The sequence below is a fragment of the Capsulimonas corticalis genome (genome assembly GCF_003574315.2).
GTDB classification, from domain to species: domain Bacteria; phylum Armatimonadota; class Armatimonadia; order Armatimonadales; family Capsulimonadaceae; genus Capsulimonas; species Capsulimonas corticalis.
The window spans coordinates 4601402-4615976 of the sequence record NZ_AP025739.1; the positions used below are offsets into that span (position 1 = coordinate 4601402).

The following is a 14575-nucleotide window of genomic DNA, read 5'->3' on the forward strand; positions in this document are numbered from 1 at the left end:
CGAATATCCATGCACCAATTCACCGAGCAGCTTCTCTTCGGCATTCAGCTAGGGAGCATTTACGCGCTGATCGCCCTCGGCTACACCATGGTGTACGGGGTGCTGAAGCTGATTAACTTCGCCCATGGCGACGTTTATATGGTCGGAGCTTACGGTGGCCTCGGCGCCGCGTTCTTAGTGGGAACGTGGCTGCCGAGCCACCATATCTTCACCGCCGGCTTGCCGTCGCCGATTGGAGCCGTCCTTGTGCTCCTTTGCGCGATGGCGATCTGCGCCCTGCTCGGTCTGGTGATCGAACAGGCGGCGTACCGCCCGCTGCGGACGCGCGCCTGGATCGCTCCGGCGATTGTTCTGGGCGCGGCGGCGGCGTACATCGCGTACTCGATCGCGGCGGACGCCAACCGCAACCCGGCCTCATGCGTTGCGATCGCCCTGATCGTTTGGGGCGCCATCGCCTGGATCCTGAAGACATCGCAAAGCCGCCGCACCGCGACCGTCTCGCCGCGCCTCACGGCGCTGATCACCGCGATTGGCGTTTCGCTCTTCTTGGAGAACTTCGCGAACCTCAAAAGCATCTTCACGCCGGATCCGCGCTTCTTCCCGACGATCGTCAATATCCCTGACCCGGCGCGTCATATCCCGCGCACGGTGAGCGTTCTCGGCGTTGACGTCAGTCTGGAGACGATGCTGATCTTCGGCCTCTCGCTGGCGCTGATGGCGATCTTGACCTTCATCGTCACGCGCACCAAGATCGGCAAGGCGATCCGGGCGGTGTCGTACGACGCCGACGCGGCGGCGCTGATGGGAATCAACACCGACCGCGTGATCTCCTTCACCTTCATGCTCGGCGCGGTGCTGGCCGGCGCCGCCGGCGTCATGGTCACCTCGCTGACGGGAACGGCGATCAATCCCTATATCGGCGTGCCTTTCGGCCTGAAGGCGTTCGTGGCGGCGGTCATCGGCGGCATCGGCAACATCCCCGGCGCGACGCTGGGGGGGCTGATCATGGGGATCGCGGAGATCATGGTGGTCGCTTACGGATCGTATATCGGCGTGCCGGACACTTACCGGGACGCCGTCGCGTTCTTCCTGCTGATCCTCATTCTGCTGGTGCGCCCGTCGGGGCTGCTTGGCAAGTTCGCCCCCGAAAAGGTTTAAGGGCTCCCTGTAGTTTTAGGAGATTTGTACGCTCGTGCCTGACGCTATCAAGAAACTTCCGCCGCTTGTTCGCCACCTGATCGCAATTGTCGTGATCGGCGCGGCGCTGATGGCGGTGAACGGATTTGTCGAAGGGCCGAAGTTCGGCCAGTACCGCGAAAGCATCCTGATCTTTTGCGGGATCAATATCGTGCTGGCCGTGGCCCTGAACATCGTGAACGGCTTCACCGGCCAGTTTTCGCTCGGCCATATCGGCTTCTACGCGATCGGAGCTTACGTGACGGCGGCCTTCTCCACCTATGGCCACGCGCGCTTCTTCCCGGGACTGCCGATCGATGGCTCTTCGCCCAGCATCGCCCATGAGATCGTTCCTGTCTTCGTGCTGACGACCGTCGCCGGCCTCGCGGCGGCCGCCGCCGGTTTAGTGGTCGGTCTGCCGTCGCTGCGCCTGCGCGGCGATTACCTGGCGATTATTACGCTCGGCTTCGCGCAGATCATCCAGGTCATTATCCGCAACATCAAAGCCGTGGACGGCGCGACGTCGTTCAACGGCATCACGCGCGGGGACACGACGATCCTGACCCCGCACCTCACCAATTTCCTCTGGGTTTACGTCGCCGTCGCGGTGATCCTTTGGGTGGCCTACTCCCTGCGATTCTCCACCCACGGCCTCGCCTTCCTCGCCGTGCGCGACGACGAGATCGCCGCCGAATCCATGGGCATCAACACAACCCGTTACAAGGTTATCGCCTTTCTGATCAGCGCCTACTTCACCGGAGTCGCCGGCTCGCTTTTCGCGCTCTACCTGCCGTCCCTCTCCAACGACCAGTTCTCTTTCGTCCGCTCCATCGACATCCTGGTCATGGTCGTCCTCGGCGGCCTTGGCAGCATCAGCGGCGTCACCATCGCCGCCGTCCTTCTCACAACCCTCCCCGAAGTCCTGCGCTCCGTGGACGAGTACCGCCTCGTCATCTACCCACTGCTGCTGATCCTGCTGATGCTGACGCGGCCGCAGGGGATTTTTGGACGGGATGAAGTGTCGAAGACGTGGCTCAAGGGACAATGGGGCGCGCTGCGAGGAGTGTTTCGCAAACCCTCCCCCTCGGTCCCTCTCCCCCCCGGCTAAAGCCTGGGAGAGGGACCGAGGGGGAGGGCTTCCTATCTCAGCTTCCCATTCTGCCGATAAACGAACGAAATAATCTCCGCCACCACTCGAAACAGCTCCGGGGGGATCGACGAGCCGACTTCCAGGCTGGACAGCGCTCCGGCGAGGGCGGGGTCCTGGCGGACGTGGACGTTGTTTTCCTTGGCGACGCGGACGATCTCCTCGGCGACGATTCTCCTGCCGCTGGCGACCACCTTGGGGGCGACGCTTCCTTCGCCGTCATATCGCAGGGCCACGGCGCTTTTTGCCGGCGGGTTGTTGGATTTGTCTTGCATTTTTGTATTACTATGCTTGCTTCTGGAATCTTTTGAGTCGGTTTTCCCTGCCTGTCGATGCTTTCTCGATTAGACGCGCCAGTCGACGCAGGCGCGGGGTGTGACGAGCGCTTCGCCGCCGTGCCAGAGCGGCGCCCATTCGGTGCGCGTCGCGCAGGTGATCATGCTCGCGGGCCAGCCGAGCGAGGCGAGCGAATGGCTGAGCTCCGCCGTCTGCCGCGAGAATAAGCGCGTCGTGGCGGGCTTCTCACAGGTAACGTGACAGGAAAGGCGTCCTTCCAGAGTGCCGCTGAGCGCGAATTCCATCAGTCCCAGGCGCGTCGTAGTAAGACGAACCGTCGCATGGAGATAAGCGGTGTCGTCGGGCATGTCGTCCACGTTCGCGCTGTCGTCCCATGGAGTCAAGTGCATCTCGACCATGGTCTGTTCGCCGGGGAACTGCAGCGGCATCGCGAGATACATCGGAATATTCGCCGGCGCGTCATGCGCGCGGACCGCCGCCTGGTTGAGCAACTGCTGGCCCTCGATGTGCGAGGCGAGGGCGTCGGCGCCGCTGCGGATCGCTCGGTCGCCGACCGTCGATGCGATTCCCAGCAGGGCGGAGTGCTGGTCGCGAATGAAAGAAACGTCGTCGCCGTTCTTCATTGCGTGCAAAATGCGGTTCTCGGTGCTTTGACCCACCTGACGCGCCTGCGCGTGCAGCTGGGCGGACAGCGCGTCCGGATCGGCGCCGGCCTCCAGATTGAGCGCGAGCCAGTGCATGACCTCGGGTGGAAGGCTCTTGCTGGCGGGGATGCCGTTGATGATGACGCTTAAGGCGCGCAGCGCCGCCGGGCTGGTCGGCAGATCGTTCGCGGTCGCTAACGCGAAGGCCATCGGGAGCGCTCCCGGCGCGGCGGCGAGCGCCGCGTGGGCGGCGGCGATGGTTGGTAAATTGAGCGGAAGGCCGAGCTGCGTGAAGGCCTTCGCGATATCCATGTTCTGCGTGCTCGCGGGCGCGCCGAGCGAAAGCAGGACCGAGCGCAGCATATCGGGCGTCATCGTCATCGTTTTGCGCTGGTCGGCCGGTGTCGGCGGCGCGCCGGCCAGCACGGCCGCGGCTTTGTCCTGGACGAGACGTGACAGGCCCCCGATGAAACCGAGCGCTGCTCCCGGGAAGGTTGGCTTCCCCATATCCATGGATGAATCGATGCGCATAGTGACTAGCCGAGCAGGAAGCGACGCGGATTGCGGCGAACTCTGAAACCTAAGTTTATTATCGGCGGAATTCCTTAGGAACATCAGATGACGAACCATAAATCGCCAATACGCGCGATCTTTTTTGACGTTGGCGACACATTGGTTTTCGATAACCCCAGCCAAATCGATCGAGTCCACATCGCCGCGACGGCCTGTGGCCTGGACTTTGAGCGCGCGCGGATGGACGCGGCGTTCCGTCACGTGGAAGACTATGCGCTGGAGCGCTACGTGCTGGGCGAAACGCAAGATGATCCGCAAGTGGCGCGCCGATGCATGGATATCCTGTGGGAGCGGTTCGGCGCCGCCGCTTTGGACGACGACCAGTGGATACAGCTCCAGCAAGCTTACGCCGCCGTTCCCTATGTCCGCGAACTGCGCGAAGAGATTCCGTCCTTGCTGCGCGCGCTCAAATCCGAGGGTTTTCAGATCGGCGTTGTCTCCGACTGGACCATCGATCTGGAGACGCTGCTGACGGAAATGGGAGTGCGGGAGCACCTGGATGCGCTCGCCGTCTCCGATATTGTCGGCTGCACAAAACCTGACCCCCGAATCTTCCAGGAGGCGCTGACGCAGGCCGGCGTCGCGCCCGAGGAAACGATCCACATCGGCGACTTCTACGAACTGGACGTGGTCGGCGCGCGCGCCGCCGGCATGCAGGCCGCCTTGTTCGACTGGCGCGGGCGCGCTCCCAACGCCGATTGCCCTCGATTTACGACATTCGCGCAAATGCTGTCATTCGTGCGTGAACTGTACGAACCCAATCGCGCATAGCGTGCGCACCATGGGGAAGCCTTGCTGACCTTCCAGGATCCTCGGATATTCTCTCTCGTCCCGCTTGTGATTCTCGTGCTGATTTGGGCGGCGCGGCTCGGATACTCGGGCCTGCGCCGCCACGCGCTTTGGTTTACCGCCGCGCTGCGAACTCTCACGCTGATCGGTATTTTGGCGGCGCTGGCGGGGACGGCGTATGTCGGGCAATCCGATCGGCTCTGCGTGATCTTCGTGGTAGATGTTTCGCGTTCGATGACGCCGGAATTGCGGGCGCGCGCGTGGCGATATCTCCAGAGCGCATTGGCGACGAAGCGCCCGTCGGATGTTGCCGGCGTGGTCGTGTTCGCGCGGGATGCGCGCGCGGCGGCCGCGCCTTCGACTCTGGTGGAGCAGATCCATTCACTGCGCTCCGGGGGCGTTGTCAAGGACGCCACGGATTTGGAGCATGCGCTCCGTCTGGCGTTGGCGCTGTTTCCGCCGGACCGCGCGAAGAAGATCGTGCTGCTCAGCGACGGCAATGAAACCGCAGGAAATGTGGCGTCCCTGGAACCCGCATTGCAGGCAAACCATATTGCCGTGGATGTCGCCGACATCTTTCCCTCGGACAAATTCCTTCCGCCCGAAGCTCTGTTAAAACCCCTCGCGCTCGCATCCCGCGTGGCCGTTCGTACGCCGTTCGCAATCCCCGTTCATGCCTGGAGCTCACGGGCGCAGGCGGCGACGCTGTCGCTGGGCGTCGATGGGCGTTTCGCGGAGCGCCGCGCCGTCCATCTGCCGGCGGGGGACAGTGCGTGGGAGTTTACGCGGACGATGACGCGTCCGGGATCGCAGCGCTTTGATGTGAGCCTCTCGACACCCAGCGACACGATTCCCTCGAACAACGCCGTCTATGCCACGGTTCGGGCCGCAGGGTCGGCGCGAGTGCTATATCTGACCATGGACCGCGTCGCGGGCGTGGGCCTGCGCGAACTATTGGCGCGTGACGGGATCGAAATCGTCGTGCGATCTCCCGTCAACTCGCCAGACACATTGGAAGACCTTTCGCAGTTCGATGGCGTGGTGGTGGGGGATGTGACGGCGCAGGAATTAGGAGCGTCCGCAATGCTTGCCATTCAAAACGCCGTCCATGACGAGGGGATCGGTCTGGGGATGATCGGCGGCGAGCGGGGCTTTGCGGGCGGCGGCTATGCCGGGACGCCAATGGAGCCGGCGCTTCCGGTGGAGATGGACCGCAAGGGCGACACGCGAACGCCGCGCGCGGCGATCGTGGTGGCGCTGGACGCCTCCGGGTCGATGGCGCAGCTGGAAGACGGGGTTCAGAAGCTGCAATTGGGGGCGAAAGCCGCCGTGCAGTTGATGCACGCCTTGAAGCCGGACGATCAGATCGCGGTGACGGCGGTGCGGGAGCAGACGCAAGTCGTACTGCCCTTGCAGACCGCCGCCAATACGCAGCCCCTGGAAGACACGATCGATGCGCTTTCGGCGGGCGGCGGCGGCATCTACTGCCGCACGGCTCTGGAGGACGCCGACGCCATTCTTCAGCGCTCCGATGCGCCGGTCCGCCATGTGATTCTGGTGGCCGACACGGGAGATTCCGAGCAGCCCGAGGGCTGCATCGCGCTGGCGCGCCGGATGAAAGCGGCGGGCGTCACCGTCTCAGTCTGCGGGATTGGCGGCGAAACGGACAAGGACGCCGCATTTCAGCGCGCGCTGGCGAGCGCCGGCGGCGGGCAATCGCTGATCGTGGAAGAAGCCGAGCAGCTTCCCGCGCTGTTCGTTCGAGACGCGCAGCATCTACAGACAAAGCTCTCTCTGGAGCGGCGTGTAGCGCTAGCGGCTTCGGCGGGAGCGCCGATGCTCGCGGGACTGCCGCTGGACACGATCCCGCCGGTGCTGGGCTACGATTTTATTCGGGCCAAAACGGGGGCGGGCGTGGCCCTGGCGACTGCCGACAGCCGGGAGCCGATCCTGGCTTACGGCCATTTCGGCGAGGCGCGGACGTTTGCCTTCGCCTCCGACGGCGCGGAGCATTGGACGGCGTCGTGGAGCGGGTGGCGGGGCCGCCGTGCCTTCTGGGCTCAGCTGCTCCGCTGGTTCGCAAAGGGCGACACGGATGGCGGCGCCAATCTTCATGTGGACGAGCAAGATGGGGCGGGGCGTGTGACGGTTACCGCGAAAAACGACGCCGACGCCCGTGATTGGCAGGCGTTTGTGACATCGCCGCACGGCGTCCGGGCGCCGATGACGCTCAGTCCGATGGACGCGCGGAGTGCGGAGGGAAGGTTTCCTTTAGATCAAATCGGCGGCTATTCCGTGGGCATATCCCATCGTTCGGGGGCGCCCGGCTCAAAAACAGCCCAATTCGTGGTACCATATTCGCCAGAGTTTCTCGAAGCCCGGCCGGACCGGCCGCGTCTGATCCGGCTTGCGTCCGAGGCGCGCGGCGTGTACGCGCAGCCGGCGGGACGCGTGTTTCGCGGCCAGACGCTTTGGGTGACGGCCGAACGCGATCTTACGCCGTGGCTGCTGCTCTTCAGCGCTTTTTGCTTTTTGGGCGAACTGGTCTGGCGGGCGCGCGGACTGCGCGCGTCGAAGTAATGAATAGAAGGACAGAGATTGCGATGCCTGTTTCCGCACAACGATATCTTGTCCCGGTGATCTCCAACGACGAGATCATCGCGGACCACCGCGTTTTGACATGTCACGCTCCCGAGGTCGCGGCGCTGGCGAGACCGGGCCACTTCGTCAACGTCAGCGTCGGCGACGGTTACGATCCATTCCTGCGCAAGCCCTTCAGTATCTACACGGTCGATCGCGAGCGCGGCGAGATCAGTATGCTGTTCTCGATTGTCGGCGCGACGACGCGCGGCATGGCGAAGAAGCGTGCGGGAGATGAGATCGACCTCGTCGGCCCTCTCGGCGGCAAGATCTTCCAGCCCGATTCGCGCGAGGGCGCGACCCATGTGATGGTGGGCGGCGGCTACGGTGTTCCGCCGCTGGTCTTCCTGTCCAAAGAACTTCTGACAGCCGATCCAGGCGCGAATATCGAGTTTATCATCGGCGCGCGTCACAAGGATCTGTTGTTGTGCGAGGCGGAGCTTGCCGAAGCGGGCGTCACGGCGCGGATGACGACGGAGGACGGTTCGCACGGAATGCGCGGCCGCGTGACCGATGCGCTCCGGCTCGTGCTGGAGGAGCAATCGGGTAATCCCGTGACGGTGTATTGCTGCGGACCGACGCCGATGATGCATGCGGTCAGCGATCTTTGTCTGGAGCTTGGCGCGCCCTGCCAGCTTTCGGTGGAAGTGGGAATGCCCTGCGGGATGGGAGTCTGTATGGCGTGCGTGGTGGACCTGGCGGACGGACGGCGTGTGCGCTGCTGCACCGATGGTCCGGTCTTCGGAGCCGGGGAGGTGATATGGTAAATACGTCTGTAAAAATCGGGAAGCTCACGCTGCGCAACCCCGTCATGACCGGTTCGGGAACGTTCGGTTTTGGAAGCGAGATGTCGGAAGCGCTGGACCTGAGCGCGCTCGGCGCGTGTGTCGTCAAGAGCACCAGCCGCGAGCCGCGCCTGGGCAACCCGACGCCGCGCATCATCGAAACGTCCTCCGGCATTCTCAACGCGATCGGCCTGCAAAATGGCGGCATCGATAACTTCATCGAGGAGAAACTGCCGTTTCTTCGGCAGTATGATGTCCCGATTATCGTCAACCTTGTCGGCTACGAAGTGGCGGATTATGTCTATCTTGCCGAGCGCCTGACGGAAGCCGGCGGCGTGCATGCGCTGGAGATCAATATCTCCTGCCCGAACGTCAAGCACGGCTGCGATTTCGCGGTCGATCCGAAGCTGACCTTCGAGCTGATTACGGCGCTGCGCAAGGCGACGGATCTGACGCTGATCACGAAGCTGTCCCCGAATGTCACCGATGTGGTCAGCGTCGGCCGCGCGGCGGCGGACGCCGGCTCGGACGCATTGTCGCTGATCAATACGCTGCTGGGCACGGCGATCGATATCCGCAAGCGCAAGTTCCGCCTGGCGAATGTCACCGGCGGCCTGAGCGGCCCCGCGATCAAGCCGATTGCGCTGCGCATGGTCTGGCAGGTGCATCAGGCGCTGCCGAACATTCCGCTTGTGGGCATGGGCGGGATCGTGACTGCTAACGACGCCATTGAGTTCCTCTTGGCGGGCGCGACGGCCGTTGCGGTCGGCACGGCGACCTTTATCAATCCGACGGCGGCGATTGACGTGGCGAATGGGATCGAGAAGTTCCTGGCGGAGCAGGGGATTGACGATGTCAACGAGCTGATCGGCGCCGTGACGCGTTAGGCCACACAACAAAAGGCCCGCCGGACTGAGCCGGCGGGCCTTTTGCATATGTTCCGAAATCCGAATTTTAAATAATTATAGCGATTCTACAGGTTCGGCGCCAAGATTAGGCGTCAACAACTTCTTCCAGGCTAACGGCGTCCGCGTCGCGCTGCTTGCGGGCAACATAGCGGCGTCCGGTCTTCGGGTCGTTCCCCTCCCAGGGATACTTACCGCCGGCCTTGGCTCCAGGGCCAACCGTGACCATCATGGGGTCCAGAACAGGCTTCATACGATTGAAAATTTCGGCGTAGTCATTTTCTTCCGCAGAAAAATAGCGGTCCGCAGCTGCGTTCCATTCCACGGGAACAATTCCGATTTTCGTGAGCTTCGGCAATGTGATTTCCTCCTTCGTATTTTGTTGCGGAGTGCATTTAACACTCACTTAACAATTATACCCCATTTCATATAATAATATTCGGGGAATTTTATAGAATCTTTAGTTGTCAATCATACGGGTTTTTCGAGGGAGCATCAACGCCTACTCTGCGAAGCCCTCAATCTTATCGACTGCCTCCCTGGCGGCGGCCGAGTGGTCACGGATTTGATGCGCCGGCGTCTGCGCTTTGACGCAGGCCTCGCCGATCGCGCCCACACGACTCTGCTGCGTGCGATTGTATTCGGACCGGAACCATTTCAGGGGAACAGAGAGACGGCGCTGGTTTCCCTCGCCGGAACTTTGGTCCACGAACACTGGCACACGCGGCAAAACCCATTCGGCAAAACATGGTCCTTCTGGGCAGGCATGGTCACGCGCACTCATCCCATGCAGCGCTACGAGCGGCCGGCGTATGAGCGTCAGGCTGCGTTTCTGGAAGAGTTAGCGATTGTGAGGCCAGAGCTCGGGAGGATTGCGCGCGCCGAGGCGCGGAAAGTTCGGGGAGCGTTTATGAGGCATTATGGCGGGGAGTGAGAATAAAGCATCTCTGGCCTTCGTGTCTGTCCGCGTGAATTACTGCCGGTCCCTTCCGTGGCAACTCCATCCCAGCAAACCCACTCTGGCGCTTTGCAAGGAAGTACGCGAAGCACAGGCGTAGGTCATTCAAACGTCGCCGCCAATTCCCGTGTTGCTTCTTCCATATCCTCGGCGCAGACGATGGCGGAGATGACCGCCGCCGAATGCGCGCCGGCGCGGGCGACTTCGGCGATGTTTGTTGTTCCAATGCCGCCGATGGCGACGATGGGGTGGCGGGGGAAGGCGGCGGCGATTTCGCAAATGCGCGGCGCGCCGACGGGCGCGCCGGCGTCGTCTTTGGTGGTGGAGCCGTAGATGGCGCCGACGCCGAGATAGGAGGCGTCGGGCGCGAGGGGCGCTGCTTCCGCCACGGAGGAGACGGAGACGCCGACGATTTTGTCCGGGCCGAGCAGGCGTCGGGCGTCGGCGACGGACATGTCGTCGGGGCCAAGGTGTACGCCGTCGGCGTCCGACGCCAGCGCGACATCGACGCGGTCGTTGACGATCAGCAGCGCGCCCGCCGCATGCGCCCGGCGGCGAAGCTCACGCGCCAGCGCGATCAGTTCGGGCGTCGGCCGATGCTTGTCGCGCAGCTGGACCACGCGCGCCCCGCCCGCCAGCGCCGCCGCCACGATCTCCTGCGGCGATCGATCCGGGCGCAGGTCGGGATCGGTCAAGACATAAACCCCACGGATTTTCGCCAATCGCTCCGCATGCTTTGCGGACGGAGTTGGATCGGCGCCGGAAGGCGATGGATAACCGCGCCCCTTGCCAATGACGACGGGGTTGCGCAGCGACCGCGCCACGAAGTCTTTGGCGTGCGCGGCGGCCTCACGCAGATCCAAACCGAAGGCGAGATGCGTGGCGAGCGCCGTGGAAAACAAGCATCCCGTGCCATGAGTATGTCGTGTGTGGACGCGCTCGCCACGAAGCGTGTGCGCGCCGCCAGCCGTCACGAGGACATCTTGTGGCTCCTCGGCAAAGTGCCCGCCAGTCACCAGCGCCGCCGGACTGCCGAGATAGAGAAGGGCGTATCCGGCGCGCGCGGCGTCCTCTTCCGACTCGATGGCGATTCCCGTCAGCGCCTGCGCTTCCTGGAGGTTGGGAGTCGCCACGGCGCACCGCGACAGCAGCGCGCGAATCAGCGCGGACTTTCCTTCCAGATCGAGCAGCGGGACGCCAGCGGTGGACGCCAGCACGGGATCGAGCACAACATTGGTCAGCTCGTACTTCTGAATGGAGCGCGCGACGACTTCCACCTGGTCCGCGCCGCCCAGCATTCCAATCTTCACGGCGTCTGGACGTGTGTCCGCCAAAATGCTCTCCAATTGACTGGCAAGTATCTCAGGAGGAGTGACGAAGACGCTGTGCACGCCCGCGCTGTTCTGGCTGGTGAGCGCCGTGACGGCGCAGAGACCGTGCGCGCCCAGCGCGGCGATGGCGCGCAGGTCCGCCTGAATGCCCGCGCCGCCGCTGGGGTCCGAGCCGGCGATGGTGAGTACGATGGGCGCTGTCATGATCGAGCCTCGAAACGCTGGGGAGAAAAAGCCTGAGGCGGATCCTGTCCGTCCAGGATGCAGGCGGTGAGTAAATCCGCCGTCTGGGGCGCGAGGAGAATGCCGTTGCGACCGTGCCCGGTCGCGGCGTGGGCGTTGTCCCAGTGGGGAAGGCGGCCAAGGATCGGCAGACCGTCGGGGCTTGCCGGCCGGAGGCCGGACCACGCCGATGAAAGCGGCAAGCCGCTCAAGGCCGGAACAAGCGCCTCGGCGTCCAGTCGAAGCCGCGAAATGGTGTAGGGATGTGTCGCGGCGTCAAAGCCGGCCTCCGGCTCCTCCGTGGCGCCGATCACGATTTCGCCATTGTCGCGAGGAACGAGATAGCGCGAGTGCGCGTAGATCGTATGGCGCAGCAGAGGCGAGCCGGTGAGTTCCAATACGGCGATCTGCCCCTTGAGCGGAGTGACGGGCAAGGTTGTTCCGGTCAGCATCGCCGCCGCAGCGGCGGACCAGGCGCCGCCGCACAGGACGCACTGGCCGCAGGGAACGGTCCGGCATTCGGTCTGCACGGCCTGGATCCGCGCGCCATTGTGGAGGATGGACGTGACGGCTTCGCTCGCGAAGATCTCAGCGCCGAGATTTTCGGCGGCTTTCCACAGCGCGGCCAGCAGCAGGCGTGGTTGGATATGACGCTCGGCGGGCGAGCGCACCGCCAGCGCGATTGCGGGCGACAGCAGCGGCTCGGCCTCTCGGAGATCTTCCGCCGTCAGCAGCTCTTGTGGGAGGGAGAGGTGCGAACGGCGGTGAAACGCCGCTTTCAGATGCTTGGCCTCATCGTCGCTTTGCGCGATGCGCAGCAGGCCATTGCCTTCGATGCGCAGCGGCAATTTGGAGATCACCGCAACTTGTTCGACGAAGTCGGGATACGCCTCCAGGCTGGCAAGTCCAAGCTCCAGTATCGGCCCGTCGCCGCTCGCTTCGGACAGCGGCGCGAGCATGCCCGCCGCCGCGTGGGTGGCCTGTCCCGGCAGGTGATTATCGACGACGGCGACACGCACGCCGCGCTGGGCGAGCCTCACGGTCAGCGACAGGCCAATCACGCCCCCTCCTACAATCACCACGTCGAAATGTTTGGACCGGGACATGTTATCCGCCCGCCATCATCTGGACAATCTCCAGCACATCGCCTTCCGACAGCGATGTCTCGCCATAGAGTTCTCGCCGGAGGATCTCGCCGTTGTACTCCACCACCACCATCTTCGACGGCAGATTGCGCCCTTCCAAAAACGAGCCGATTGTCGCGCCCTCATCGCAGGCGCGTTCGTCTCCATTTACGATAATCTTCATGGTTTCCATTCCTGACGCAGTCGTTCCAACGCCTGGTCTAACGCCAGGCGATATTCAGTCGCCGCCGCGCACGGATCGGCGGCAAGCAGGATTGGCGACAGCACCGCCACCCCGGCGGCTCCGGCGCCCAGGCAATCGGCGACACGTTCCGAAAGCACGCCGCCGATTGCGATCACGGGGATACTCACCGCCTCGCAAACCTCGCGGAGAAACTCCAGCCCCGCCGGGGCAATTTCCGGGTGTGACCGGGACGCAAAGATCGTCCCAGCGATCACATAGTCCGCCCCTTCCGCCTGCGCGGCGACCGCCGCCGCGATGCTATGCGCCGACCGCCCAACACGTGCGCTCGGGCACAGCGCTTCGCGAGCCTCCGCGACCGTAACGGCGCTCTGCTCCGGCAGGTGCCGCCCGTCCACGCCAAGCCGCGCCGCGATCTCCGCCGGTGCGTTGGCGATCAAGAGCGCTGGCCAAGCCGCCTGACGCAGCATCGATGGCAGTGGCCGCGCGCCTGCGTCTTTGTCACGCCACTGCACGATATCCACGCCCCCCATGACCGCTTGAGAGACAATTATCTCTAGATGAGGATGCGGCTCGGTGACGAGCATGAGGATAGGATGCCCCTCGGACCCCGCTGGGGAAGCAGACCATAGATTTGCTGACGTGCGGCCCTCACCCCCAGCCCCTCTCCCAATTCTGGGAGAGGGGAGTAAGAGGGGATTTGACGCGTTCTCGAAATTATGGTCTGCACTCCCAGTGGGGGCCGGGCGGTATCCTGCGTCCTCCGTCATCGCACAATCCCTTCCAGCGGACTGCTTGCCGAGGCGTAGGGCAATGTCGGCATGCGGCCGGCGAGATAGGCGTCGCGGCCGGCGTCCACGCCCAGCCGCATGGCCCGGGCCATGCGGGCGGGATCGCCGGCGCGGGCGATGGCCGTATTGATCAAACAGGACGATGCGCCAAGCTCCATCGCCTGCGCCGCCTCCGACGCCGTGCCGATCCCGGCGTCCACGACGACGGGAACGGTCGCCTGATCGATGATGATGCGAATCTGCTCCACCGTCTTCATGCCCTGTCCGCTGCCGATCGGCGACGCCAGCGGCATCACCGTCGCCGTCCCGATCTCCTGAAGCCGCAGCGCCAGCACGGGGTCGGCGTTGATATAAGGGAGGACGACGAAGCCTTCCTCCACCAGAACCTTGCACGCCTCGAACGTTCCGATGGGATCGGGCAGCAGATACTTGGCGTCGGGGATCACTTCGACCTTGATCCAGTCGCTCAGCCCCATCGCTCGCGCCAGCCGGGCCGTACGTACGGCTTCGTCCGCCGTCCGCGCCCCCGCTGTATTGGGCAGAATATGATACTTCGTCCAGTCGATCTCATCAAGAATACTACGCTTCGGCTGGTCTAAATCGATCCGCCGCAGCGCCACCGTCACGATTTCGCACCCCGACGCTTCCAGCGCCGCGTTCATCTCTTCCGCGCTGCGATACTTGCCTGTGCCCAGCATGAGACGAGAACGAAACGTCTTGCCGCCAATGGTTAGCAAATCTGAGGTGGTTTCTTGATCTGTGTTTTGCGGACGCTCCGCGATGACTTGTGTCGCCATGTGTTTTTACTCCGTTTTACAATCTTTCCGGGCAAACCGCGCCCCGCAGCAAACCCAGCCCGCGCTACGCGTACTCCCTGGCAAACCCACCCCGGCGCTACGCGCCACCCCTCCCGCCGACGGGAAGGGTAATTTCAGAGTGTGTTATCGCAAGCGGCTACGTCAAGAGGCAATCTTACTCACCCTTCCCGTCG

At 63.7% G+C, this 14575-nt stretch carries 15 protein-coding genes; 7 read left to right on the forward strand and 8 right to left on the reverse strand.

Features of this window, described 5'->3' with window-relative positions:
- The first annotated feature begins 9 nt into the window (after positions 1-9).
- Together D5261_RS19765 and D5261_RS19770 are read left to right on the forward strand one after the other, a co-directional pair.
- On the forward strand, positions 10-1158 hold the full coding sequence (locus D5261_RS19765; RefSeq protein ID WP_119324109.1) for a branched-chain amino acid ABC transporter permease: 1149 nt from the start codon (positions 10-12) through the stop codon (positions 1156-1158).
- Between the two features lie 34 nt (positions 1159-1192).
- The gene (locus tag D5261_RS19770; RefSeq protein ID WP_218025735.1) at positions 1193-2284 is read left to right on the forward strand and encodes a branched-chain amino acid ABC transporter permease; all 1092 of its coding nucleotides are present in this window, start codon (positions 1193-1195) and stop codon (positions 2282-2284) included.
- Between the two features lie 32 nt (positions 2285-2316).
- On the opposite strand, the gene D5261_RS19775 is transcribed toward D5261_RS19770, so the two are convergent.
- Both D5261_RS19775 and D5261_RS19780 read right to left on the reverse strand, forming a co-directional pair.
- Positions 2317-2598, reverse strand: coding sequence for an EscU/YscU/HrcU family type III secretion system export apparatus switch protein (locus tag D5261_RS19775; RefSeq protein WP_119324108.1), 282 nt, complete (start codon positions 2596-2598; stop codon positions 2317-2319).
- A gap of 69 nt (positions 2599-2667) precedes the next feature.
- Complete coding sequence (locus D5261_RS19780; protein WP_119324107.1) at positions 2668-3795, reverse strand: hypothetical protein; 1128 nt, start codon at positions 3793-3795, stop codon at positions 2668-2670.
- Positions 3796-3882: 87 nt separating this feature from the next.
- Between D5261_RS19780 and D5261_RS19785 the strand changes: the two genes are divergently transcribed.
- Genes D5261_RS19785 through D5261_RS19800 form a run of 4 tightly spaced genes read left to right on the forward strand, consistent with a single transcriptional unit; the run spans position 3883 to position 8938 of the window.
- The gene (locus D5261_RS19785; protein ID WP_119324106.1) at positions 3883-4608 is read left to right on the forward strand and encodes an HAD family hydrolase; all 726 of its coding nucleotides are present in this window, start codon (positions 3883-3885) and stop codon (positions 4606-4608) included.
- 21 nt (positions 4609-4629) lie between these two features.
- Positions 4630-7206 carry a VWA domain-containing protein gene (locus tag D5261_RS19790; protein WP_119324105.1) on the forward strand — a complete coding sequence of 859 codons (2577 nt, stop codon included), beginning with the start codon at positions 4630-4632 and terminating at the stop codon, positions 7204-7206.
- A 23-nt stretch (positions 7207-7229) separates the two neighbouring features.
- Positions 7230-8033 (forward strand): dihydroorotate dehydrogenase electron transfer subunit, encoded by an 804-nt coding sequence (locus tag D5261_RS19795; RefSeq protein ID WP_165864554.1) that lies wholly within the window; start codon positions 7230-7232, stop codon positions 8031-8033.
- Positions 8027-8938, forward strand: coding sequence for a dihydroorotate dehydrogenase (locus tag D5261_RS19800; RefSeq protein WP_119324104.1), 912 nt, complete (start codon positions 8027-8029; stop codon positions 8936-8938). The genes D5261_RS19795 and D5261_RS19800 overlap by 7 nt, the downstream gene beginning before the upstream one ends.
- 106 nt (positions 8939-9044) lie before the next feature.
- On the opposite strand, the gene D5261_RS19805 is transcribed toward D5261_RS19800, so the two are convergent.
- Positions 9045-9314, reverse strand: a complete 270-nt coding sequence (locus D5261_RS19805) for a hypothetical protein (protein ID WP_119324103.1) — start codon at positions 9312-9314, stop codon at positions 9045-9047.
- A 195-nt stretch (positions 9315-9509) separates the two neighbouring features.
- Here D5261_RS19805 and D5261_RS19810 point away from each other — a divergent pair, with 195 nt between their 5' ends.
- A complete protein-coding gene (locus D5261_RS19810) occupies positions 9510-9890 on the forward strand; it encodes a hypothetical protein (protein WP_125206262.1) in 381 nt (126 codons plus the stop codon).
- Between the two features lie 125 nt (positions 9891-10015).
- Here D5261_RS19810 and thiD read toward each other — a convergent pair whose 3' ends face one another.
- The 5 genes from thiD to D5261_RS19835 all read right to left on the reverse strand — a co-directional run bounded on the left by thiD (position 10016) and on the right by D5261_RS19835 (position 14381).
- Positions 10016-11449: a bifunctional hydroxymethylpyrimidine kinase/phosphomethylpyrimidine kinase gene (gene thiD, locus D5261_RS19815; RefSeq protein ID WP_119324101.1), complete on the reverse strand. Its 1434-nt coding sequence runs from the start codon at positions 11447-11449 to the stop codon at positions 10016-10018.
- Positions 11446-12573 (reverse strand): glycine oxidase ThiO, encoded by a 1128-nt coding sequence (gene thiO, locus D5261_RS19820; RefSeq protein WP_119324100.1) that lies wholly within the window; start codon positions 12571-12573, stop codon positions 11446-11448. The genes thiD and thiO overlap by 4 nt, the downstream gene beginning before the upstream one ends.
- Position 12574: 1 nt before the next feature.
- On the reverse strand, positions 12575-12775 hold the full coding sequence (thiS, locus tag D5261_RS19825; protein WP_165864553.1) for a sulfur carrier protein ThiS: 201 nt from the start codon (positions 12773-12775) through the stop codon (positions 12575-12577).
- Complete coding sequence (locus D5261_RS19830) at positions 12772-13380, reverse strand: thiamine phosphate synthase (protein WP_165864552.1); 609 nt, start codon at positions 13378-13380, stop codon at positions 12772-12774. The genes thiS and D5261_RS19830 overlap by 4 nt, the downstream gene beginning before the upstream one ends.
- Before the next feature lie 179 nt (positions 13381-13559).
- Positions 13560-14381 (reverse strand): thiazole synthase, encoded by an 822-nt coding sequence (locus D5261_RS19835; protein WP_119324097.1) that lies wholly within the window; start codon positions 14379-14381, stop codon positions 13560-13562.
- Positions 14382-14575 lie beyond the last annotated feature (194 nt).

What these genes read in the sequence shown, in the direction of transcription:
- D5261_RS19835 (WP_119324097.1), bottom strand. Translation starts at nt 14,381, where the DNA reads ATGGCGACACAAGTCATCGCGGAGCGTCCGCAAAACACAGATCAAGAA.
- D5261_RS19800 (WP_119324104.1), top strand. Translation starts at nt 8,027, where the DNA reads ATGGTAAATACGTCTGTAAAAATCGGGAAGCTCACGCTGCGCAACCCC.
- D5261_RS19830 (WP_165864552.1), bottom strand. Translation starts at nt 13,380, where the DNA reads ATGCTCGTCACCGAGCCGCATCCTCATCTAGAGATAATTGTCTCTCAA.
- D5261_RS19775 (WP_119324108.1), bottom strand. Translation starts at nt 2,598, where the DNA reads ATGCAAGACAAATCCAACAACCCGCCGGCAAAAAGCGCCGTGGCCCTG.
- thiS (WP_165864553.1), bottom strand. Translation starts at nt 12,775, where the DNA reads ATGAAGATTATCGTAAATGGAGACGAACGCGCCTGCGATGAGGGCGCG.
- D5261_RS19765 (WP_119324109.1), top strand. Translation starts at nt 10, where the DNA reads ATGCACCAATTCACCGAGCAGCTTCTCTTCGGCATTCAGCTAGGGAGC.
- D5261_RS19785 (WP_119324106.1), top strand. Translation starts at nt 3,883, where the DNA reads ATGACGAACCATAAATCGCCAATACGCGCGATCTTTTTTGACGTTGGC.
- D5261_RS19780 (WP_119324107.1), bottom strand. Translation starts at nt 3,795, where the DNA reads ATGCGCATCGATTCATCCATGGATATGGGGAAGCCAACCTTCCCGGGA.
- thiO (WP_119324100.1), bottom strand. Translation starts at nt 12,573, where the DNA reads ATGTCCCGGTCCAAACATTTCGACGTGGTGATTGTAGGAGGGGGCGTG.
- D5261_RS19795 (WP_165864554.1), top strand. Translation starts at nt 7,230, where the DNA reads ATGCCTGTTTCCGCACAACGATATCTTGTCCCGGTGATCTCCAACGAC.
- thiD (WP_119324101.1), bottom strand. Translation starts at nt 11,449, where the DNA reads ATGACAGCGCCCATCGTACTCACCATCGCCGGCTCGGACCCCAGCGGC.